This is a genomic window from Rahnella laticis, from assembly GCF_015644585.1.
GTDB classification, from domain to species: Bacteria; Pseudomonadota; Gammaproteobacteria; order Enterobacterales; family Enterobacteriaceae; genus Rahnella; species Rahnella laticis.
In genome coordinates, this window is the sequence record NZ_JADOBI010000001.1 from 178,488 (window position 1) to 199,996 (window position 21,509).

Below are 21,509 nucleotides of genomic sequence, written 5' to 3' on the forward strand. Positions count from 1 at the left end.
TCGCGTCTAAAATCCCATCCATTAAAAAAGCCGCAGGAATTATCCCGCGGCTTTTGAACAACTCAGTCTGCCCTTCAGCCGACAGACATTTCGCGATGAATCTTTTCTGCTTTACTGCGGATACCGGCAATGATCACCGCCAGCACCAGAAGCACGTAAGAAACGGTGGCGATATTCAGCGCCCAGAACAGGCCGTATTCGCGGTAAATGAACGAAGAGAATGACGCGAAAATCAGCGTGCCGACTGACGCGGTGGTCAGCAGGGCAGAGGTCAGCGTTGGCGGTGAGTTTTTCACCTGCAGGCTGCCGTAGCTCATCAGGCCGGAGAACATCCCTGAGTTACAGAACCCGAACAGGCCCACTGCAACCATCACCAGCGCCGTGTTTTCGCTGTGCGTCACTACGCACAGGCTGATTAAGCCAACAATCGCGGAGACAAACAGGAACGTACGCAGTTTGACGAAACGCACGGTGAACTGGTTAAGGAACAGGCCAATCGCTTTCACCATCCAGTAAGTGGTGATGTAAATCGCGGCGCGGTCAGTGTCCAGACCGAAGTGTTCATGCAACCAGCTTGGCATCCACAGGGTGAAAACCAGTTCGCTGAAGACGAAGGCAAACAACGCAAAACACAGCACGTACGCGGCAAAGCCCCACGGCTCTTTCGCTTCACGATCCTGTTTCGCCACGGCTTCCGGTTTAGCGACCACCGGGAATTTCTGACCCACGCACAGCAAAATCATCAGCACGCTCAGGGTGCCCATGATGCCGTACATCGCCAGCCAGCTTGCGCCATGTTTGAACAGGAAACCGAGTACCAGCGACAGCGTCATGCCGGACAGCGCAAAGAAGAAGTCGGTAAAAATCAGGTTGGCAGAACGCTTTTTCGGATCATCATTGATGCGCACAACCAGATAGCTGCCGATAGACATCATCAGGCCCGCCGTCGCACCAATCAGGAATACCCCGACGCCGAACAGTGTGATGGACGGCATCACGAACAGGGCGATACAGGTCAGAATGGTGATAATTGAACCGGTAATCAGCTGCTTACCGAGATCGAACTTACGCATCAGGATGCCGCTAATCATGATCGGCAGGAACAAACCGATGTTCATCAGTGAGAACATCAGGCCGATAAATGCAGGCTCTTTATTGAAAGCGGTCGCCACCGGGCCGATGACAATCCCTAAAGTGGAAACCAGCCCACCGGTAAAGAAGTAACTTAGCCACGAGATCACGTTGATCCGACGGCGGTTATAAACAGTTTCCATAACTGATTTCCTAAAAATAAAAAATATAAGAAGGCCACAGTAAGCTTTGCCAGAGGTGCTTATATCTGCGGTTAGGACGTTTATTATTCCTGTTCTTTAACGGTTTGTCTTGGACGTTTATTCAATCTTCGTATTTGATTTTCTTAAACAATCTAAGCAATTAGCGCGTTTTTGTAGTTTTACATTTCTGCTTTACATACTGTAGCGGGCTAAATATAGTCAAAAAACAGGGCAACATCACTTTCTGTATACATAAATACAACAACTCAGGGTGCAGTTCTAATGAGTTCTTCTACTGATAATTCAGCGAGTTCCGTTTCGGACAAGAAGCGTCCGGTCATTGCCATTCACGGTGGTGCCGGGGCGATTACCCGCGCAGCAATGAGTCGTGAAAAAGAACAACATTATCTGGCCGAGCTGGAACGTATTGTTGCCAGCGGGCAGGCCATTCTGGCGGCGGGCGGCAGCGCACTGGATGCGGTCACAGAAGCGGTGCGTTTACTGGAAGAATGCCCGTTATTTAATGCCGGGAAAGGTGCCGTTTTCACGCATCAGGGCACGCATGAGCTGGATGCCTGCATCATGGATGGCCGCACGCTGGATGCCGGTGCCATCAGCTGCGTTAATCATATTCGCAACCCGATTCTGACCGCGCGCAAGGTGCTGGAAAACAGCCCGCATGTCATGTTTACCGGCGCGGGTGCGGAAGCGTTTGCCCGCGAGCACGGGCAGGAAATGGTTGCGCCGGAATTCTTCTACACGCAGGAACGTTTCGAACAGTTGCAGCGCGCGATTGCGGCAGACGGCGGCGTGATGCTCGATCACGACGGGGCGTCCCTGAATGTTCAGCCGTCTGGCGACCCTATCGATCCTGAACATAAATTTGGTACCGTCGGCGCGGTGGCGATGGACGCGCAGGGCAACCTGGCGGCGGCGACATCCACCGGCGGCATGACCAACAAACAGGCCGGACGCGTCGGCGACAGCCCGATTATTGGTGCAGGCTGCTACGCCAGTAATAGCACCGTGGCGATTTCCAGCACCGGCACCGGCGAAGTCTTTATGCGCACGGTCGCGGCGTATGACGTCGCGGCATTGATTGAATATGCCGGTTTAACGCTCGAAGAAGCCACGCACAAAGTGGTGCAGGAAAAGCTGCTGCCGATGGGCGGGAGCGGCGGAATGATCGCCATCGACCGCTTTGGCAACGTCGTTTTGCCATTTAACAGCGAAGGCATGTACCGCGGATTTGCCCGTGTGGGTGACGCCCCCGTCGTCAGTATTTACCGATGAGCAGCCCGGTTATTTTGCCGCCCGACCATGTGCTGGCCGTCAGCCAGCTCAGCGTTCAGTTTTCGCATGAAGGGCAAATTATTCCGGCTGTGAATAATCTCAGCTTTCAGGTCAGGCGCGGCGAAACGCTGGCCATTGTTGGCGAATCGGGTTCCGGTAAATCGGTGACGTCGCTGGCGCTGATGCGGCTGGTGGAGCAGGGTGGCGGGCAGATTTCCCAGGGCGACATGCTTTTTCGCCGCCGAAATGCCGAAGTGGTGGATTTGATGGCCGCGTCGCAATCGTCCATGCGCAGCCTGCGCGGTGCCGATATTGCGATGATTTTTCAGGAGCCGATGACCTCGCTAAATCCGGTGTTTCCGGTGGGCGAGCAAATCGCGGAATCCATCCGCCTGCATCAGAACAAAGACAGTCGGGCTGCGCGCGCCGAAGCGTTGCGGATGCTGGATCTGGTGCGCATTCCTGAAGCCCGAAACATTCTCGACAGTTATCCGCATCAGCTTTCCGGCGGCATGCGCCAGCGGGTGATGATTGCGATGGCGCTGTCGTGCAAACCCGCGCTGCTGATTGCCGACGAACCGACAACGGCGCTGGATGTGACCATTCAGGCGCAGATTCTACAGCTCATCCGCGTGCTGCAAAAAGAGATGCAGATGGGCGTGATTTTTATCACTCACGATATGGGCGTGGTGGCTGAAATCGCCGACCGCGTGCTGGTCATGCATCAGGGCAACAGCGTGGAAACCGGCGACGTGGGCGCGATTTTCCGTGCGCCGCAACAGCCCTATACCCGCTCGCTGCTGGCGGCGGTGCCAAAATTAGGTTCGATGGCCGGTAAACCGTTGCCCGCGCGTTTCCCTGTGCAGGAGCAAAAAGAAAGTGACCCGGAACTGGTGCAGGACACCCTGACGCCGGGTGCGCCGCCGGTTTTGCAGGTTCGCGATCTCGTCACGCGTTTTGATCTGCGCAGTGGCATTTTCAACCGCGTGACGCGCCGCGTTCATGCCGTGGAAAAAGTCAGCTTTGACTTACATCCGGGCGAAACGCTGGCGCTGGTGGGCGAGTCTGGCTGTGGGAAATCCACCACCGGTCGCTCGCTGCTGAAACTGGTGAAAAGTCAGGGCGGCACGATTACGTTTAACGGCCAGGTGCTGACCGATGTCAGCGGCAGTGCGCTGCAACACCTGCGGCGCGATATTCAGTTTATTTTTCAGGATCCGTATGCTTCGCTCGATCCGCGCCTGACGGTGGGTTATTCCATTATGGAACCGCTGCTGGTGCACAATGTGGCGAAAGGCGCAGAGGCCGAGGCGCGCGTCGCCTGGCTGCTGGAAAAAGTCGGGCTGCTGCCGGAACACGCGCAGCGCTATCCTCACGAATTTTCCGGCGGTCAGCGTCAGCGGATTTGTATTGCGCGCGCACTCGCGCTCAACCCGAAAGTGGTGATTGCGGATGAATCCGTTTCCGCCCTCGATGTGTCTGTCCGCGCGCAAATCATTAATTTGCTGATGGATTTACAGAAAGAGTTCGGGCTGGCGTTTTTGTTTATTTCGCACGACATGGCGGTCGTCGAACGTATCAGCCATCGCGTGGCGGTGATGTATCTCGGGCAAATCGTTGAAATCGGCACGCGGCGCGCGGTGTTTGAAAATCCGCAGCACGCGTATACCCGCAAACTGATGGCGGCGGTGCCCGTGGCCGATCCGGCGCATAAAAGAAAAGAACAGGCCTTGCTGGTGGATGAAATTCCCAGCCCGATCCGTGCGCTCAACGACGAGCCTCTGGTCGCCCCGCTCGTGCAGGTCGGCGAAGGGCATTTTGTCGCCCGGCACGCTATCGCGGGGCTTTACTGATTTTTGTGGTGGCTTGTTTTTTAAGCGCCAATTCTTTGTAAGACAAACGGGTAAGACAGGAAAAGGAACTGACATGAATCAGCAGAAACGTAAAGGTAAGAACGTGATCCGCCAGGCGGTGCTCGCTGCCGCTATTTTCGGTTCTCTGGCTTCAGCTTCAGCATGGGCTGCCAAAGACGTTGTGATCGCCGTAGGCTCTAACTTCACCTCGCTTGATCCTTATGATGCGAACGACACCCTGTCGCAGGCGGTGGCAAAATCCTTCTATCAGGGGCTGTTTGGCTTCGATAAAAACATGAAGCTGGAAAACGTGCTGGCGGACAGCTACACGGTCAGCAAGGACGGTCTGGTTTACACCATCAAGCTGCATCCGGGCGTGAAATTCCAGGATGGTACCGACTTCAACGCGGCGGCGGTAAAAGTTAACTTTGACCGCGCCAGTAACCCTGACAATCATCTCAAGCGCTACAACCTGTTTAAAAATATCGCCAGCACGGAAGCGGTGGATGACACCACGGTGAAAATCACGCTGAAAGAACCGTTCTCGGCGTTCATCAATATTCTGGCGCACCCGTCGGCCGTGATTATTTCCCCGGCGGCGCTGACCAAATATGGCAAAGAGATCGGTTTCCATCCGGTGGGCACCGGTCCGTATACGCTGGAACAGTGGAATCAGACCGATTTCGTGAAAGTGAAGAAATTCGACGGTTACTGGAAAAAAGGCGAGCCGAAACTCGACACCATCACCTGGCGCCCGGTGGTCGATAACAACACCCGCGCCGCGATGCTGCAAACCGGTGAAGCCGATCTGGCGTTCCCGGTGCCTTACGAGCAGGCCGCGCTGCTGGAGAAAAACCCGAAACTGGATCTGGTGGCCGCGCCGTCAATTTTGCATCGTTACATCAGCTTTAACGTCACGCAAAAGCCGTTCGATAACGTGAAAGTGCGTGAGGCGATCAACTACGCCATCAACAAACAGGCGCTGATTAAAGTCGCGTTTGCCGGTTACGCTGTGCCTTCCGAAGGGCCATTGCCGCAGGGAATTGAATACGCCGCGAAATTCAAACCGTGGCCATACGATCCGGCAAAAGCCAAACAACTTCTGAAAGAAGCGGGTTATCCGGACGGCTTTACCACCACGCTGTGGTCTTCACATAACAACAGCACCGCGCAGAAAGTGTTGCAGTTTACGCAACAGCAGCTGGCGCAGGTGGGTATTAAAGTCACCGTAACCGCGATGGATGCCGCGCAGCGTGCGGCGCAGGTCGAAAACGTCGGGCAGAAAGACGCGGGGATCCGGATGTTCTATACCGGCTGGTCGGCGTCAACGGGCGAAGCTGACTGGGCGCTGTCGCCGCTGTTCTCAACCCAGGCTGCGCCACCGAAGCAGTTCAACACCGCGTTCTACAGCAATGCGCAGGTGGATAAAGATTTGTCCGACGCGCTGAAAACGACCGACAAAGCCGAGAAAGCCAAACTGTACGCCGATGCCCAGAAACAAATCTGGACCGACGCGCCGTGGGCATTCCTGGTGACTGAGCGGCTGGTTTCTGCCAACAACAAACGTCTGACAGGTTTCTATGTGATGCCGGATACGGCGTTCAGCTTTGATGATGCCGATGTGAAATAATATGCGGTGAAGCTTTCAGGGCGCGGGGTTCACAGACTCCGCGCCCCGAACTCGTCTGTTCCGCCGCAGGAACAGGGATGTCATACCGTGAAATCACAGACAGCGAATCATGCTTAATTATTTTCTGAAACGATTACTGGGATTGATTCCGACATTGCTGATTGTGGCAGTGCTGGTCTTTTTATTTGTACATCTTTTGCCGGGCGATCCGGCGCGTCTGATGGCCGGACAGGACGCGGACGCCAGCGTCGTGGCGCTTGTCCGTCAGGATTTAGGGCTGGATAAACCGCTCTATCAGCAATTCTTCACCTTTTTCGGCAACGCGCTGACCGGCGATTTCGGGCATTCGATGGTGTCGAAACGCCCGGTGATTGACGAAATCAGCTCCCGCTTTATGCCGACGTTCTGGCTCACGCTGACCAGCATGCTGTGGTCGGTGATTATCGGGCTGATCATTGGCGTAGTCTCCGCCGTCTGGCGCAACCGCTGGCCGGACCGTCTGGGCATGGCGCTCGCTGTTTCCGGTATCTCCTTCCCGGCCTTTGCGCTGGGCATGCTGCTGATGCAGGTTTTCTCCGTTGAACTGGGCTGGTTACCGACCGTCGGCGCAGACGGCTGGCAGCACTATATTCTGCCGTCCATCACGCTGGGCGCGGCAGTGGCGGCCATTATGGCGCGCTTTACCCGGGCATCTTTCGTCGAAGTGATGCAGGAAGATTACATGCGCACGGCGCGGGCGAAGGGCGTTCATGAAGCCGTTGTGGTGGTAAAACACGGGCTACGCAACGCCATGATCCCGGTTGTGACCATGATGGGATTACAGTTTGGTTTCCTGCTGGGCGGCTCGATCGTGGTCGAGAAAGTCTTCAACTGGCCGGGGTTAGGGCGGTTGCTGGTGGATTCCGTGGAGATGCGCGATTACCCGGTGATCCAGGCCGAAGTGCTGCTCTTCTCGCTCGAATTCATCCTCATCAATCTGCTGGTGGACATGCTGTACGCCGTGATTAACCCTTCTATCCGATACAAGTGAGCAGGCGCATGAAAAACTGGCGGAGAAATGCCGTACTGGCGAGCTTGCCGATAATCACACCCGAAACCCCGCAGGCGGTAAGAACGCCGTGGAAAGCGTTCTGGCGGCGTTTTCGCCGGCAACATATCGCGATGATTGCGGGCGTTTTTATCCTTTTACTGATTGCCGCGGCGATTTTTGCGCCGTGGCTGGTGCCGTTTGATCCGGAAAATTACTTCGATTATGACCGTCTGAATGAAGGGCCGTCGGTGATGCACTGGCTCGGCGTGGATTCGCTCGGGCGGGATATTTTCAGCCGTATCCTGATGGGCGCGCGCATTTCACTGGCCGCCGGTGTGCTTTCCGTGGTGCTGGGCGCGGTTACCGGCACCTTTTTCGGCTTGCTGGCCGGATACTACGAAGGGGCATGGGACCGCATTACCATGCGTATTTGCGACGTGCTGTTCGCCTTTCCCGGCATTCTGCTGGCGATTGCCGTGGTCGCCGTGATGGGCAACGGCATGTCGAACGTGATTATTGCCGTGGCGATATTCAGCATTCCCGCGTTCGCCCGTCTGGTACGGGGGAACACACTGGTGCTGAAACAGCAGACCTACATCGAATCAGCGCGCAGCATCGGCGCATCGGACGCCACCATTTTGTTCCGCCACATTCTGCCCGGTACGCTGTCTTCCATCGTGGTGTATTTCACCATGCGCATAGGCACGTCGATTATCACCGCCGCGAGTTTGTCATTCCTCGGCATGGGCGCACAGCCCCCGACGCCGGAGTGGGGCGCGATGCTCAACGAAGCCCGCGCCGACATGGTGATGGCCCCGCACGTCGCGATATTCCCGAGCCTGGCGATATTCTTGACGGTGCTGGCGTTTAATCTGCTGGGGGATGGGTTGAGAGATGCACTGGATCCGAAATTGAAAAATTAGTGTTTTTTGAGGGGGCCCCCAAAGGCCCCCTTTTCGCTGAACGAGTATATTTCGGTTTCTCAATGATGCTGGCCGCTCAGGTCAAGACCTTGGGTTGTCACCCAAACTGGCCTCAAGGTTTGAAGAGAACGAGAAAATTTCGGTTTCTCAATAGCGGTTATCGCTCTTGCATTTACGCCGAAACCGACCAAAGGAGGGAAGTGCTTTCCCTCCTTTGGAATCCTCCCCGCTTTTTTACTGCGCGCTATCGCTGGGTCGACGGACATATTCTGGGGCTACACCATGTGGCGCAAATCCCGCCGCTACGCGGTACCTTCATTCGGTCTTCGAGACTTTGGTCTCGAAACACTCACTCAGCAAGATTTTGAGCGCGCCATATCTGCTTTCTATTAACACATCTGGTTTCAGTGGCTTTATTACATTTATTATATTTTTATTGAATGTAACTTCGATGTAATTTTTTATTTTTACTGGAATACGTCTCGTAATAAAAAGAACGTGCAATTGGAATGCGTTTCGGTGTGCAGTATGTTCTTTGTTTGTGAATGTAAACAAAGGAGCTGTGATGTCGATTAATTTTAAACCCAAAGTCGGGCAGGTTCTTGACTGTAATTACGGACATTATCCAAGAGATATTCAGGGAAGTATTATTCCTGATAGAGTGGATGCGCATATGCCACCTGAAATGATTAAGCACAGGTTGGTGATCGTTCTTAATGGCAAGCTTAACGATAATTCCTCAATCGTTGTTCCTTTATCAACAACGAAGAATGAATTGAAAATCAGTAAGGGAATACATATTCAGCTGGACTCAGGCGTGATTGCCGATCTCAAACACTTTCACTCAAAAATATGCTGGGCGAAATGCGACCTGGTGCAGACGGTCAGTAATAACCGGCTCAACAGACCTATGTTAGTTGAACGAGGAAGATTAACTCAGCGAATTCCTAATCAAATAGTTACATTAATCCAGATTGCAATTATTCGTTCTATCAATGCGACAAACTTTTTAGTTTAATAATCATTCTTGGCTTGATTAACGCATTATTTTTGATAATATCCTCGCGTTGCCCATTGAGGCCTTTAAGATTCACCCTTTCCCTTCGTGGGACCGCGAAGCCTGATTAGTAATAATCAGGCTTCTGCCATTATTAACATTCCAGAATATATATCTTATCTATTAATCTGTAAGCGATATAAAACGAAAACGCTTATTTAAGAATGCCTGTAAGGCGCAATCAGAAAGTTTGCTGAACGAAGCGGGCTGGAGACCTGAGGCTCCAGCACCGAGAGAAGGAACCGCGCAGCGGCAAGCTTTCGCGCCATACGCTGTAGCAGCAGAACATGTCCGTCGACCCAGCGATAGCGCGCAGTGAAAAAAGCGAGGAGAGTCGGGAGAGGAAAAGCACTTTCCTCTCTCGTCGGTTTCGGTGTGAATATCAGAGCGATAACTGCTATTGAGAAACCGAAATATTCTCGATCTCTTCATACCATGAGGCCGGTTTGGGTGGTAACCCAAGGTCTTGGATCGCCACCCGTGAGAAACCGAAATATTCTCGATCAGACTTCAATACGGCATTCCTGCACTCATGCCTTCGAGTGCAAGTACCCTGCATGAAACCGCAGGTGACCTTCCACAAACGAGGCAATCGTAAAGTAGCTGTGATCGTACCCAGGCTGCACGCGCAGCTGTAACGGCCAGCCGCGATGGCGGGCGATTTCGGCCAGTTTTGCCGGTTGCAGCTGATCCGCGAGGAACTGATCGCCATCACCCTGATCGACTAAAATCGGGAATGGCACCTGATCCGCAGGCAGTGAACTCAGCAGGTGGCAGCTGTCGTACTGCAACCACTGGCTTTCGTCGTCACCCAGATAGGCGCTGAACGCTTTACGTCCCCACGGAACCTGCGCCGGATTCACAATCGGTGCGAACGCGGAAACAGAATGGAAACGCTGCGGATTACGCAGTGCCAGCATCAGTGCGCCGTGGCCGCCCATCGAGTGACCAAAGATCGACTGACGGTCGCTGACCCTGAAATGTCCGCTGATTAACGCAGGCAGTTCATCGAGCAGGTAATCGTACATCCGGTAATGCGCCGCCCACGGCGACTGCGTGGCATTCAGGTAAAAACCTGCGCCCTGACCGAGATCGTAACCGTCGTCATTGGCGACATCCTCACCGCGCGGGCTGGTATCCGGCATCACCAGAATCAGGCCCAGTTCCGCCGCGACGCGTTGCGCCCCGGCTTTCAGCGTGAAGTTTTCATCATTGCAGGTCAGGCCCGACAGCCAGTACAGCACGGGCGGCGGCGTGTCATCTTTTGCCGGTGGCAGGTAGATGCTGAACGTCATGCCGCAATTCAGGCTTGCCGAAGTATGGCGGTAGCGCTGCTGCCAGCCGCCAAACATCCGGTGTTCTTCGAGTAGTTCAATCGAGCTGCTCATCGAAAACTTTCCTTACTTGTTAAAATGAATAACCGTACGGATAGACTTACCTTCGTGCATCAAATCAAACGCTTCGTTGATTTCTTCCAGCGGCATGGTGTGAGTGATGAAATCGTTCAGGGCGAATTCGCCGTCCAGATAACGTTCCACAATGCCCGGCAGCTGGCTGCGGCCTTTGACGCCGCCGAATGCGGAACCCCGCCATACGCGGCCGGTTACCAGCTGGAACGGACGGGTGGAGATTTCTTCACCGGCACCGGCAACGCCGATAATGACCGATTCGCCCCAGCCTTTGTGACAGCATTCCAGCGCGGAACGCATCACGTTCACGTTGCCGATACATTCGAAGGAGAAATCCACGCCGCCGTCTGTCATTTCGACGATCACGTCCTGAATTGGCTTATCAAAATCTTTCGGGTTAATCAGATCGGTTGCGCCGAGTTTACGGGCCAGATCGAACTTGCTGGTGTTCAGATCGATACCGATGATGCGGCCTGCGCCCGCCATCACTGCGCCGATAATCGCCGAAAGACCGATGCCGCCGAGGCCGAAGATTGCCACGGTGTCGCCTTTTTTCACTTTCGCGGTGTTAATCACAGCACCCATACCGGTGGTCACGCCGCAACCAAGCAGACACACTTCTTCCAGCGGCGCTTCTTTGTTGATTTTCGCCAGTGAAATTTCAGGAACCACGGTGTATTCGGAGAAAGTCGATGTCCCCATGTAATGGAAAATCGGCTGGCCGTCTTTGAAGAAACGCGTGGTGCCATCCGGCATCAGGCCTTTACCCTGCGTGGTGCGGATCGCCTGACACAGGTTTGTTTTACCGGATTTACAGAACTTACATTCGCCACATTCCGGGGTGTACAGCGGGATCACGTGGTCGCCAACGGCAACGCTGGTCACGCCTTCGCCGACAGCTTCCACTACGCCGCCGCCTTCATGGCCGAGGATTGCCGGGAAAACGCCTTCCGGATCTTTGCCGGAAAGGGTGTAGGCGTCGGTGTGGCATACGCCGCTGGCAACGATACGCACCAGTACTTCGCCTTTTTGCGGTGGCATCAAATCCACTTCTTCGATGGACAGAGGTTGATTCGGGCCCCAGGCGACGGCGGCGCGTGTTTTAATCATTTCCATGGTCGTACTCCATTCTCGTCAGGTGTTTTTTAGTTAAAAGGGTTGGCTTATGCCGGATCCATCACCGGGTCATTTTCGCCGGCAAGAGGATGTTTCAGTAACGGGATCACCCCGTCATTTTGTTCAATGATCAGTTCTTTCAGCGCCCGGACATTGGGGCTGAAGGCGTCCCGTCGCCAGATAAGCCAGGTGGCGGTATCGGCGAATACATCGGGGATTTCGTGAATTTGTACCCGTTCGTGGCCGGGTAATTGTTCCAGTACAGAACGCGGGATCATCGCAATCCCCGCGCCGCTGGCGACGCAGGCCATCATCGAATGGTAGGACTGAATTTCCATGGTGTTTGTCACCGGCACATTCATCTCTTTAATCCACGCCTGCAAACGCTGGCGGTAGGAACAGCTCGGGCGGAATGCGAAAACGGTATGTCCGCTGCGGCCTGCCGGGAGTTCAAGCGGTGATTCCCCGGGCGGAGAAATTACCACCATACGTTCGCGAAAAGAGATGCAGCCGTTCAGATCGTCAAAATCAATCGGTCCGTCGACCAGCGCGGCGGCTAAGCGGCCAGCCCGCACGCTGTCGATGGTTTCACCGGATGTCGCCGTGACAAGCGAGAGCGCCACCTGCGGAAATTTCTGGTGATAAGCCGCCAGTAGCGAAGGCAGGCGGGTGGCCGCGGTGCTTTCCATCGAACCCAGCGCGAAATTCCCGGCTGGTTGACCGGCGTGGGTAATGCTCATCGCTTCGTCGCTGAGCGCCAGAATACGTTCTGCGTAATTGAGGAAGTTATGGCCCATCGCTGAAAGGCGGATACGCTGCTTTTCGCGGATGAACAAATCCGTGCCCAGTTCGAGTTCGAGCTGACGCAGACGGGTGGTGAGGTTCGACGGCACACGATGCAGCTGTTCTGCCGCCCGCGCCAGCGATCCGGTTTCCGCCACGCAGCAAAACATCCGCAACTGGGTGAGATCCATAATGAGTTCCTGTGTTCTCTTATCGTAAACAACTTGGTTTGTATTATTCAGTTTTCGTGATTGTATCCGCAAGGCATCATAGCTGACAACGTCCAATTCACTTTCTTTTCAGAAATCCTCTGTTTTCAGTATCGGGCTTTGAGTATGTTTACTCATTGTTTCTACTATGTTGCATTGCGGTTTCTTACAGCGGAGCAGTTATGGCTTTTCGGATTGCGCTAAGTGGTTTTCTGGCTTTTGTCGTCGCGATGGGTATCGGGCGCTTCGCCTTTACGCCGCAAGTTCCTTTAATGATAGCTGAACATCAGTTCACGCTGACCGGCGCGGGTTTAGTCGCCGCCTTCAATTATCTCGGGTATCTGTGTGGCGCGTTTGACGGAATGCGTGCGACCAAACACCTCGAACGCCGCTTATGGCTGGGCGTGTGGGGCGGCGTGGTACTGACATTACTGTCGGCGGTGATTTCCGGCGAAGTGCTGCACAGTATTGTGCGCTTCCTGATTGGCTGGACCAGCGGCTGGGCGATGGTGATGGTGTCGGCGTGGTGTAATGAACGTCTGGCGCATTATGGCCGTCCGGCGCTGAGCGCGGCGGTGTTTGCCGGGCCGGGCGTCGGGATTTTCCTCAGCGGAATGCTGGCCGTGGGGATCCACAGTTTGCAGCTGACGTCCGCGCAGGCCTGGTCGGTGTACGGTGTGCTGGCGCTGATTTTCGTGGCGATTATCACGCCGAATTTACCGCGTAAAGGCGATTTGCATCGTTCGCATGTGGCGGCGGAACCGCTGGTCATGACACCGGCGCTGAAACGTCTGGTATGGAGCTACAGTCTGGCGGGCTTCGGCTACATCCTGCCTGCCACGTTTTTATCGCAGATGGCGACGGCACGTTTTCCTGACAGCCTGTTTGCGCAGTTTGTCTGGCCGGTGTTCGGCGGCGCGGCGGTGATCGGCATCGTTATTGGCATTCTGACCCGGCATCGTCTCACCACGCATACGCGTCTGGCGCTGACGTTATGGATCCAGGGGCTGGGTATTTTGTGCGCGGAAGTGGTGCCGGGCGTCAGCGGGCTGGTGCTCGGCGCGTTGCTGACGGGCGGCGGTTTTCTCAGCGTGGTTCAGCTGGCGTTACAGTACAGCCGCGAGCTGGCGCCCAATCACAGCCGGTATATGGCCGGGTTGCTGACCACCGGATACGCGGTCGGGCAGTTGTTCGGGCCAGTGCTTTCGGCAATATCCACCGCGCTGACGCATCATCTGGAACCGGCGCTGTATGTCGCGCTGGCCGGTTTTGTGATTGCGGGTGCGCTGGTGGTCCGGGATAAACGGTAACTTGTCGCTTTTTTATTCATCAGGAAAGCAATCACTGGATTCTGAATCCGCTCTCCACTACAGTAAGCCACCTCACTTTGGCGTGATCTGCGTCAAAGTGATTACACCTGCCGGAGAAGAATGAATGCCAACCCTGAGTAAAGAAGCCATTTTAGTCCATGAGGCATTGTTAGCCCGTGGTCTGGAAACCCCTCTGCGTGAAGCCCTGCCGATCGACAACGAAACGCGCAAACAGCGGATCCAGGAACATATGACTGGCATCATGCAATTGCTCAATCTGGATCTCTCCGATGACAGTCTGGTGGAAACGCCGCGTCGTATCGCGAAGATGTACGTTGATGAAATTTTCTCCGGGCTGGATTACGCGAACTTCCCGAAAATCACTGTTATCGAAAACAAGATGAAAGTGGATGAGATGGTGACGGTGCGTGATATCACCCTGACCAGCACCTGCGAACACCATTTCGTCACCATCGACGGGAAAGCCACCGTGGCGTATCTGCCAAAAGATACCGTGATCGGCTTGTCGAAAATCAACCGCATCGTGCAGTTCTTTTCGCAGCGTCCGCAGGTTCAGGAACGTCTGACCCAGCAGATTCTGGTGGCGTTACAGACGCTGCTCGGCACGCCAAACGTGGCCGTGTCGATTGATGCCGTGCATTACTGCGTGAAAGCCCGTGGCGTGCGTGATGCAACCAGCGCAACGACCACCACCTCTCTGGGCGGTTTGTTCAAGTCCAGCCAGAATACACGTCAGGAATTCCTGCGTACCGTCCGCCATTCTTCGTAAATAAAGCTGCAGCTGCGTTCGCCGCGTTCGGAGACCTGAATCACTGACTTGTGTCAGCGCATCGGGCTCTCCTTACTTGCTGCCTTGCTGCAACTTCATTTACTTGAATGGAGACCACAGTTTTTCGTAAATAAAGCTGCAGCTGCGTCCGCCGCGTTCGGAGACCCGAATCACTGACTTGTTTCAGCGCATCGGGCTCTCCTCGCGACAACTTCATTTACCTGAATAGTGGCCTCTGTCATTCTCTTCACTTATTCTTAAAATCCATATAATCCTCAAAAGGAATTTCCGGGTGCGATCACGTATTGCCACACTCGATTTTGCCCGTGGCCTGGCCATTTTTGGCATTCTTCTGCTCAACATCAGCGCGTTCGGCTTACCGAAGGCCGCCTATCTGAACCCGGCCTATGCCGGTCTTCCTTCTGCTTCTGACGCCTGGACCTGGGCGGTGCTCGACGCCGTTGCGCAGGGTAAATTTCTGATGATGTTTGCTATGCTGTTTGGCGGCGGTTTGTATTTGCTGCTGCCGCGCGGCAAACACTGGATCCAGTCGCGTCTTTCGATTTTATTGTTGTGCGGCCTGATCCACGCCACATTGTTGTGGGACGGCGATATTCTGCTGTCCTACGGTCTGATTGGCCTGGTGTGCTGGCGCATGGTGAGGGAAGGGCGCAGCAGCCAGTCGCTGGTGTCGACCGGGATTATTTTGTATCTTATCGGCGTCGCGGTGCTGGCGATTCTGGGCGTGATTTCTTCTCCCAAAGCAGGCAGTTTCTGGCTGCCGGGACCGGCTGAAATTCAGTATGAGCAATACTGGCGGCTGAAAGGCGGCTGGGAAGCCATTCAGAACCGGCTGGATCTCCTGTCTTCAAGTTTGCTGGCGATTGGTGCGCAATACGGCTGGGAACTGGCGGGCGCTATGCTAATCGGCTCGGGGCTGATGCGCAGCGGCTGGCTGAAAGGCGAATTCAGCGAGCGGCATTACCGTAAAGTGGCGGCGGCGCTGTTACCGCTTTCATTGCTGATACAAATTCCGGCGATTTACCTGCAATGGAAGAGTGGCTGGGACTACCGCTGGAGCGGTTTTTTGTTGCAGGTTCCGCGTGAAATTGGTTCGCTGATGCAGGCAGTCAGCTATCTGGCGCTGTGTTATGGCTTCTGGTCGGTAATTTCGCGCTGGCGGCTGGTTCACTGGATTTCTCAGGTCGGCCGCATGGCGCTGACCAATTACCTGCTACAGACGCTGATTTGCACCACATTCTTCAATTTCTTCGGCTTCTTTCTGCACTTCAACCGGCTGCAACTGCTGGCGCTGGTGCCGCTGGTGTGGGCGTGTAACCTGCTGGTGACGCTGCTGTGGCTGCGTTATTTCCGTCAGGGGCCCCTGGAATGGTTATGGCGAAAACTGACCATTAAAGCCTCGGGCGTTGAGGTGAAAACAGCCTGAGGTAAGCGCAGATCTATCACCCTAAATTATAGATTTGAGATGAACGTTGCAGAATTGTATGTAAACGTTTTCTTTCCTGTGACGTGATTCACGCAGGTGGTTTCGCAAAATGTTTAGGATAACGGTCGTGCCAGTCTGACGACCACTACACTAAAAAAGGAAACGCCATGAGCACTTCACCTCGCTTCTCTTTGTCTGCATTTTTTACCTCCTGGGTTAATCATTTCCGTATTCCTCCGTACCACTCTCTGGCTGATGACGGAGCGACAAATGGTCACAATTCGTGATGTCGCCCGTCTGGCGGGCGTGTCTGTCGCCACTGTTTCCCGTGTTCTGAACAATCCGTCTATCGCCAGTAAAGAAGCCCGCGAGCAGGTTTTGCAGGCTGTCGCAACGCTGGGATACCGGCCTAACGCCAATGCACAGGCGCTGGCAACGCAAACCAGCGACACCATCGGCGTGGTCGTAATGGATGTGTCAGATCCCTTTTTTGGCGCGCTGGTGAAAGCGGTGGATACCGTCGCCCAGCAGCATCAGAAATACGTTCTGATAGGTAACAGCTATCATATTGCCGAAAAAGAAAGGCATGCCATTGAAGTATTGATTCGCCAGCGCTGTAACGCGCTCATCGTACATTCCAAGGCGCTCGGTGATGACGAGCTTTCACGCTTTATGGATCAGGTTTCCGGTATGGTGCTGATTAACCGCGTTATTCCGGGCTACGAGCATCGCTGCGTGTGGCTCAATAACGTCAGCGGGGCAGAAATGGCCACGCGTCTGTTGCTGTCTCAGGGACATCAGCGCATCGGCTATATCGGCTCGAGCCACGGTATTGAAGATGATTTGCAGCGCTATCAGGGTTATCTGCAGGCTATGACGCAGGCACATCATTCTGCTGTTGCACCCCCTGCGGCCTGGCGTGCGCAAAGTTCACCAGATTTGCAGGGCGGAGAAGCGGCGATGGTCGAACTCCTCGGGCGCAATCTGCATCTGAGCGCAGTCTTCACCTATAACGATTCGATGGCGGCGGGGGCGATGGCCGTGTTGAAAGAAAACGGAATTAACATTCCTGACGATTTCTCACTGGTGGGTTTTGACGATATTCCGATTGCCCGGTACACCAGCCCGAAAATGACGACGGTACGTTACCCGATTGTCTCAATGGCGACGCTCGCCACCGAGCTGGCATTAAAAGGCGCGGCAGAACAGTTAGCTACGGGCGTTTCGCATTGTTTTATGCCGACGCTGGTCAGACGCCATTCTGTGGCGCCGTGGCAAAATGTGGCACCCGTCACTTATTGATCAAATAACGCGATGTAACCGTTTTCAATCTGTGAGAACTTTCACAGTTTATTAACATCGCGGCCTTTATGATGCATTCGTTTTCAACATGATTCACTTTGTGTCCGGCGTTACCGGACTGGTTTCACAGCGAGTCAGGACGTTATAAGTCAAGGATGGCAGGCACCCACAATCATGACGTGGAGCTGTACTGCTCCCGCAGGGATTTCCGGTGCCAAATTCTGTAACACCCTACATAACCGGAGATACAAATGAATAAAAAGGTTTTCACACTGGCTACTCTGGCTGCGAGCATGATGTTTGGTTTTGCCGCACACGCTGCTGATACTAAAATCGGTGTCACCATCTATAAATACGATGACAACTTCATGTCCGAAGTCCGCAAAGCCATCGAGAAAGATGCAAAAGCTTCTCCAGATGTGCAACTGCTGATGAATGACTCGCAAAACAGCCAGTCCACCCAGAACGACCAGGTTGACGTCATGCTGGCGAAAGGGGTTAAAGCCCTGGCCATTAACCTGGTTGACCCGGCTGCTGCCCCGGTCATTATTGAGAAAGCCCGCGGTGCTGGCATTCCTGTCGTTTTCTATAACAAAGAACCTTCCCGTAAAGATTTAGACAGCTACGACAAAGCGTATTACGTCGGGACTGACTCTAAAGAGTCTGGCGTTATCCAGGGTGAGCTGATTGCTAAACACTGGAAAGCGAACCCGGCCTGGGATCTGAACAAAGACGGCGTGATCCAATATGTGCTGATTAAAGGTGAACCTGGCCATCCGGATGCTGAAGCGCGTACCAAATACGTCATCAGCACTCTGAATGGTAAAGAAGGCCTGAAAACTGATCAGCTGCAACTCGACACAGCAATGTGGGATACCGCTCAGGCGAAAGATAAAATGGACGCATGGCTGTCCGGCCCGAACGCTAACAAAATCGAAGTGGTTATCGCCAACAACGATGCAATGGCAATGGGTGCTGTAGAAGCACTGAAATCTCATAACAAATCCAGCATTCCTGTATTTGGTGTGGATGCCCTGGCTGAAGCGCTGGCACTGGTGAAATCAGGCGCAATGGCCGGCACCGTGCTTAACGATGCAAACAACCAGGCGAAAGCCACGTTTGATCTGGCAAAAAATCTGGCGGCCGGTAAACCAGCAGCCGATGGCACTAACTGGAAAATTGAAAACAAAGTCGTTCGTATTCCTTACGTCGCAGTAGACAAAGACAACCTGTCTGAGTTTGTGAAATAAGAATACGCGGGCAGCAGTAAATACAGACAGCAATAAAAACAAAGCTAAGCAGTGGCAAAAATAATTGCGGTTAAGCCGTAAATAAAGAGTAAGTGTGATTAGACGTTAATGCTTGTCTGACAGGACGTCATGTCATAATGCAGCCGGCAGGTTTGCTTGCCGGTTGCATTACTGACATCAGGTATTAATAACCCGTTTATTTTTATCTTTAGCCAGGTACAACTATGGCCGATATTTCGCTCTCTGACACAAAAACAGAAAAGCCAGGTGAATTCCTGCTGGAAATGAGCGGTATTAATAAATCATTCCCAGGCGTTAAGGCGTTAGATAATGTGAATTTAAAAGTGCGTCCGCATTCCATCCATGCATTAATGGGTGAAAATGGCGCGGGTAAATCCACATTATTAAAATGTCTTTTCGGAATTTACAGTAAAGACTCCGGAACTATTCTTTTTCAGGGACAAGAAGTTAATTTTAAAAGCTCAAAAGAAGCGCTTGAGCAAGGCGTGTCGATGGTGCATCAGGAATTAAACCTGGTGTTGCAACGTACTGTCATGGACAACATGTGGCTGGGTCGTTATCCGACCAAAGGCATTTTTGTTGATCAGGACAAGATGTACAAAGACACCAAAGCCATCTTTGACGAACTGGACATTGATATCGACCCGCGCGACAAGGTGGGTAAGCTGTCCGTTTCGCAGATGCAGATGATCGAAATCGCCAAGGCGTTTTCCTACAACGCAAAAATCGTCATCATGGACGAACCGACATCTTCCCTGACGGAAAAAGAAGTGAACCATTTGTTCACGATTATCCGTAAGCTGAAAGATCGCGGCTGCGGAATTGTGTATATCTCTCATAAGATGGAAGAAATCTTCCAGCTGTGTGATGAGATCACCATTCTGCGCGACGGCCAGTGGATTGCCACTCAGCCGCTCGAAGGCCTCGATATGGACAGAATCATCTCCATGATGGTAGGGCGTTCACTGAGCCAGCGTTTCCCTGATCGCCTGAACAAACCGGGTGAAGTCATCCTTGAAGTGCGCAATCTGACGTCGCTGCGCCAGCCTTCCATTCGCGATATCTCCTTTGATTTGCATAAAGGCGAAATTCTCGGGATCGCCGGTCTGGTCGGTGCGAAGCGTACAGACATTGTCGAAACGCTGTTTGGTATCCGTGAGAAAGTCGCCGGAACCATTAAGCTCCACGGCAAAAAAATTAATAATCACAGTGCGAATGAAGCCATTAACCATGGCTTTGCGCTGGTGACAGAAGAGCGTCGTTCAACCGGTATTTACGCGTATCTGGATATCGGCTTTAACTCGCTGATTTCCAATATTCGTCAATATAAGAATAAAGCCGGTTTACTGGATACCTCGCGCATGAAAAGCGATACCCAATGGGTTATCGATTCCATGCGGGTGAAAACGCCGGGACATAAAACCAGTATTGGTTCATTGTCTGGCGGGAATCAGCAAAAAGTTATTATCGGGCGCTGGTTATTAACCAATCCTGAAATATTAATGCTGGATGAACCGACTCGCGGGATTGACGTTGGCGCTAAGTTTGAAATTTACCAGTTAATCACCGAGTTGGCTAAAAAAGAGAAGGGGATCATTATTATCTCCTCTGAAATGCCTGAGTTGCTGGGTATTACTGACAGAATTTTGGTTATGAGTAATGGACAGGTTGCGGGCATCGTTGATACAAAAACGACTTCGCAGAATGAAATATTACGCCTGGCTTCCTTGCATCTCTAATTTTTAAGGGTTCTTATTATGAAAGCATTAAATAAGAAAAGTGTGCTCACTTATTTAAAAGAGGGCGGGATTTATGTGGTATTGCTGGTTTTACTGGCAATTATTATCATTCAGGATCCAAGCTTCCTCAGTCTGGTCAACTTAAGTAACATTCTGACCCAGTCCTCCGTGCGCGTTATTATCGCGCTGGGCGTGGCAGGGCTTATCGTCACACAGGGTACTGACCTGTCAGCCGGACGTCAGGTGGGCTTAGCGGCGGTTGTTGCAGCCACCATGTTGCAGGCGATGGATAACGTCAACAAGGTCTTCCCGCATCTCGAAGTTGTGCCAATTCCGCTGGTTATTCTGACCGTGTGTATTGTTGGCGCGTTAATTGGTTTGCTGAACGGTATTATCATTGCTTACCTGAACGTGACGCCGTTTATCACCACGCTGGGTACGATGATTATCGTCTACGGGATTAACTCCCTGTATTACGATTATGTCGGCTCATCACCGGTGGCGGGTTTTGACCCGGGCTTCTCACAATTCGCACAAGGGTTTATTCACCTGGGCGGCCTGAAGCTTTCTTACATCACATTCTATGCGCTGATTGCTATCGCCTTTGTCTGGGTACTGTGGAACAAAACCCGCTTCGGCAAAAACATCTTTGCTATCGGTGGTAACCCGGAAGCTGCGAAAGTTTCAGGCGTAAACGTTCCGTTAAACCTGATCATGATTTACGCGTTGTCCGGTGTGTTCTACGCATTCGGTGGTTTGCTGGAAGCAGGGCGTATCGGCAGTGCAACGAACAACCTCGGCTTTATGTACGAACTCGATGCCATCGCAGCCTGCGTGGTCGGCGGCGTGTCATTCGCCGGTGGCGTGGGTTCTGTGGCAGGTGTGGTGACCGGTGTACTGATCTTCACCGTCATCAACTACGGCCTGACCTACATCGGCGTGAACCCTTACTGGCAGTACATCATCAAAGGCAGCATCATCATCTTCGCGGTGGCTCTGGACTCTTTGAAATACGCTAAGAAGAAGTAATGTACTGACAGACTTTAGCTTAATTTTTTAAAGAGAAGCCCCTA

17 protein-coding genes are annotated in these 21,509 nt (G+C 53.2%); 13 read left to right on the forward strand and 4 right to left on the reverse strand.

The window, feature by feature from the left end; genetic code table 11:
* Positions 1 to 74: 74 nt before the first annotated feature.
* The gene (gene tsgA / locus IV433_RS00690; RefSeq protein WP_195812843.1) at positions 75 to 1,274 is read right to left on the reverse strand and encodes an MFS transporter TsgA; all 1,200 of its coding nucleotides are present in this window, start codon (positions 1,272 to 1,274) and stop codon (positions 75 to 77) included.
* 282 nt (positions 1,275 to 1,556) lie between these two features.
* On the opposite strand from tsgA, the gene IV433_RS00695 reads away from it, so the two are divergent.
* The 6 genes from IV433_RS00695 to IV433_RS00720 all read left to right on the forward strand — a co-directional run bounded on the left by IV433_RS00695 (position 1,557) and on the right by IV433_RS00720 (position 9,021).
* On the forward strand, positions 1,557 to 2,567 hold the full coding sequence (locus IV433_RS00695) for an isoaspartyl peptidase/L-asparaginase family protein (RefSeq protein WP_195812842.1): 1,011 nt from the start codon (positions 1,557 to 1,559) through the stop codon (positions 2,565 to 2,567).
* The gene (gene gsiA, locus IV433_RS00700) at positions 2,564 to 4,420 is read left to right on the forward strand and encodes a glutathione ABC transporter ATP-binding protein GsiA (RefSeq protein WP_101075980.1); all 1,857 of its coding nucleotides are present in this window, start codon (positions 2,564 to 2,566) and stop codon (positions 4,418 to 4,420) included. Before IV433_RS00695 ends, gsiA begins: the two co-directional genes overlap by 4 nt.
* 73 nt (positions 4,421 to 4,493) lie before the next feature.
* Complete coding sequence (gene gsiB, locus IV433_RS00705; protein ID WP_195812841.1) at positions 4,494 to 6,050, forward strand: glutathione ABC transporter substrate-binding protein GsiB; 1,557 nt, start codon at positions 4,494 to 4,496, stop codon at positions 6,048 to 6,050.
* A 109-nt stretch (positions 6,051 to 6,159) separates the two neighbouring features.
* Complete coding sequence (gene gsiC / locus IV433_RS00710) at positions 6,160 to 7,080, forward strand: glutathione ABC transporter permease GsiC (RefSeq protein ID WP_195812840.1); 921 nt, start codon at positions 6,160 to 6,162, stop codon at positions 7,078 to 7,080.
* 8 nt (positions 7,081 to 7,088) lie between these two features.
* Positions 7,089 to 8,003: a glutathione ABC transporter permease GsiD gene (gsiD, locus tag IV433_RS00715; RefSeq protein ID WP_195812839.1), complete on the forward strand. Its 915-nt coding sequence runs from the start codon at positions 7,089 to 7,091 to the stop codon at positions 8,001 to 8,003.
* 565 nt (positions 8,004 to 8,568) lie between these two features.
* Positions 8,569 to 9,021, forward strand: a complete 453-nt coding sequence (locus tag IV433_RS00720; RefSeq protein ID WP_195812838.1) for a type II toxin-antitoxin system PemK/MazF family toxin — start codon at positions 8,569 to 8,571, stop codon at positions 9,019 to 9,021.
* Between the two features lie 569 nt (positions 9,022 to 9,590).
* On the opposite strand, the gene fghA is transcribed toward IV433_RS00720, so the two are convergent.
* The 3 genes from fghA to ptrR are packed head-to-tail and all read right to left on the reverse strand — an operon-like array spanning position 9,591 to position 12,559.
* Entirely contained in the window at positions 9,591 to 10,448 is an 858-nt protein-coding gene (gene fghA / locus IV433_RS00725; protein WP_195812837.1) for an S-formylglutathione hydrolase, read from the reverse strand.
* Between the two features lie 12 nt (positions 10,449 to 10,460).
* Entirely contained in the window at positions 10,461 to 11,585 is a 1,125-nt protein-coding gene (locus IV433_RS00730; protein ID WP_152324232.1) for an S-(hydroxymethyl)glutathione dehydrogenase/class III alcohol dehydrogenase, read from the reverse strand.
* 47 nt (positions 11,586 to 11,632) lie between these two features.
* Positions 11,633 to 12,559 (reverse strand): putrescine utilization regulator PtrR, encoded by a 927-nt coding sequence (ptrR, locus tag IV433_RS00735; protein ID WP_195812836.1) that lies wholly within the window; start codon positions 12,557 to 12,559, stop codon positions 11,633 to 11,635.
* Positions 12,560 to 12,759: 200 nt separating this feature from the next.
* Between ptrR and IV433_RS00740 the strand changes: the two genes are divergently transcribed.
* The 7 genes from IV433_RS00740 to mglC all read left to right on the forward strand — a co-directional run bounded on the left by IV433_RS00740 (position 12,760) and on the right by mglC (position 21,465).
* The gene (locus IV433_RS00740; RefSeq protein ID WP_195812835.1) at positions 12,760 to 13,887 is read left to right on the forward strand and encodes a YbfB/YjiJ family MFS transporter; all 1,128 of its coding nucleotides are present in this window, start codon (positions 12,760 to 12,762) and stop codon (positions 13,885 to 13,887) included.
* A 124-nt stretch (positions 13,888 to 14,011) separates the two neighbouring features.
* Positions 14,012 to 14,677 (forward strand): GTP cyclohydrolase I FolE, encoded by a 666-nt coding sequence (folE, locus tag IV433_RS00745; RefSeq protein ID WP_152324229.1) that lies wholly within the window; start codon positions 14,012 to 14,014, stop codon positions 14,675 to 14,677.
* A 292-nt stretch (positions 14,678 to 14,969) separates the two neighbouring features.
* Entirely contained in the window at positions 14,970 to 16,124 is a 1,155-nt protein-coding gene (yeiB, locus tag IV433_RS00750) for a DUF418 domain-containing protein YeiB (protein WP_195812834.1), read from the forward strand.
* A 270-nt stretch (positions 16,125 to 16,394) separates the two neighbouring features.
* A complete protein-coding gene (gene galS, locus IV433_RS00755) occupies positions 16,395 to 17,426 on the forward strand; it encodes an HTH-type transcriptional regulator GalS (protein WP_152324227.1) in 1,032 nt (343 codons plus the stop codon).
* A gap of 251 nt (positions 17,427 to 17,677) precedes the next feature.
* The gene (gene mglB, locus IV433_RS00760) at positions 17,678 to 18,676 is read left to right on the forward strand and encodes a galactose/glucose ABC transporter substrate-binding protein MglB (RefSeq protein ID WP_195812833.1); all 999 of its coding nucleotides are present in this window, start codon (positions 17,678 to 17,680) and stop codon (positions 18,674 to 18,676) included.
* A gap of 224 nt (positions 18,677 to 18,900) precedes the next feature.
* Positions 18,901 to 20,436: a galactose/methyl galactoside ABC transporter ATP-binding protein MglA gene (gene mglA, locus IV433_RS00765; protein WP_195812832.1), complete on the forward strand. Its 1,536-nt coding sequence runs from the start codon at positions 18,901 to 18,903 to the stop codon at positions 20,434 to 20,436.
* Positions 20,437 to 20,454: 18 nt separating this feature from the next.
* Complete coding sequence (mglC, locus tag IV433_RS00770) at positions 20,455 to 21,465, forward strand: galactose/methyl galactoside ABC transporter permease MglC (RefSeq protein WP_101075966.1); 1,011 nt, start codon at positions 20,455 to 20,457, stop codon at positions 21,463 to 21,465.
* The last annotated feature ends 44 nt before the right edge of the window (positions 21,466 to 21,509 follow it).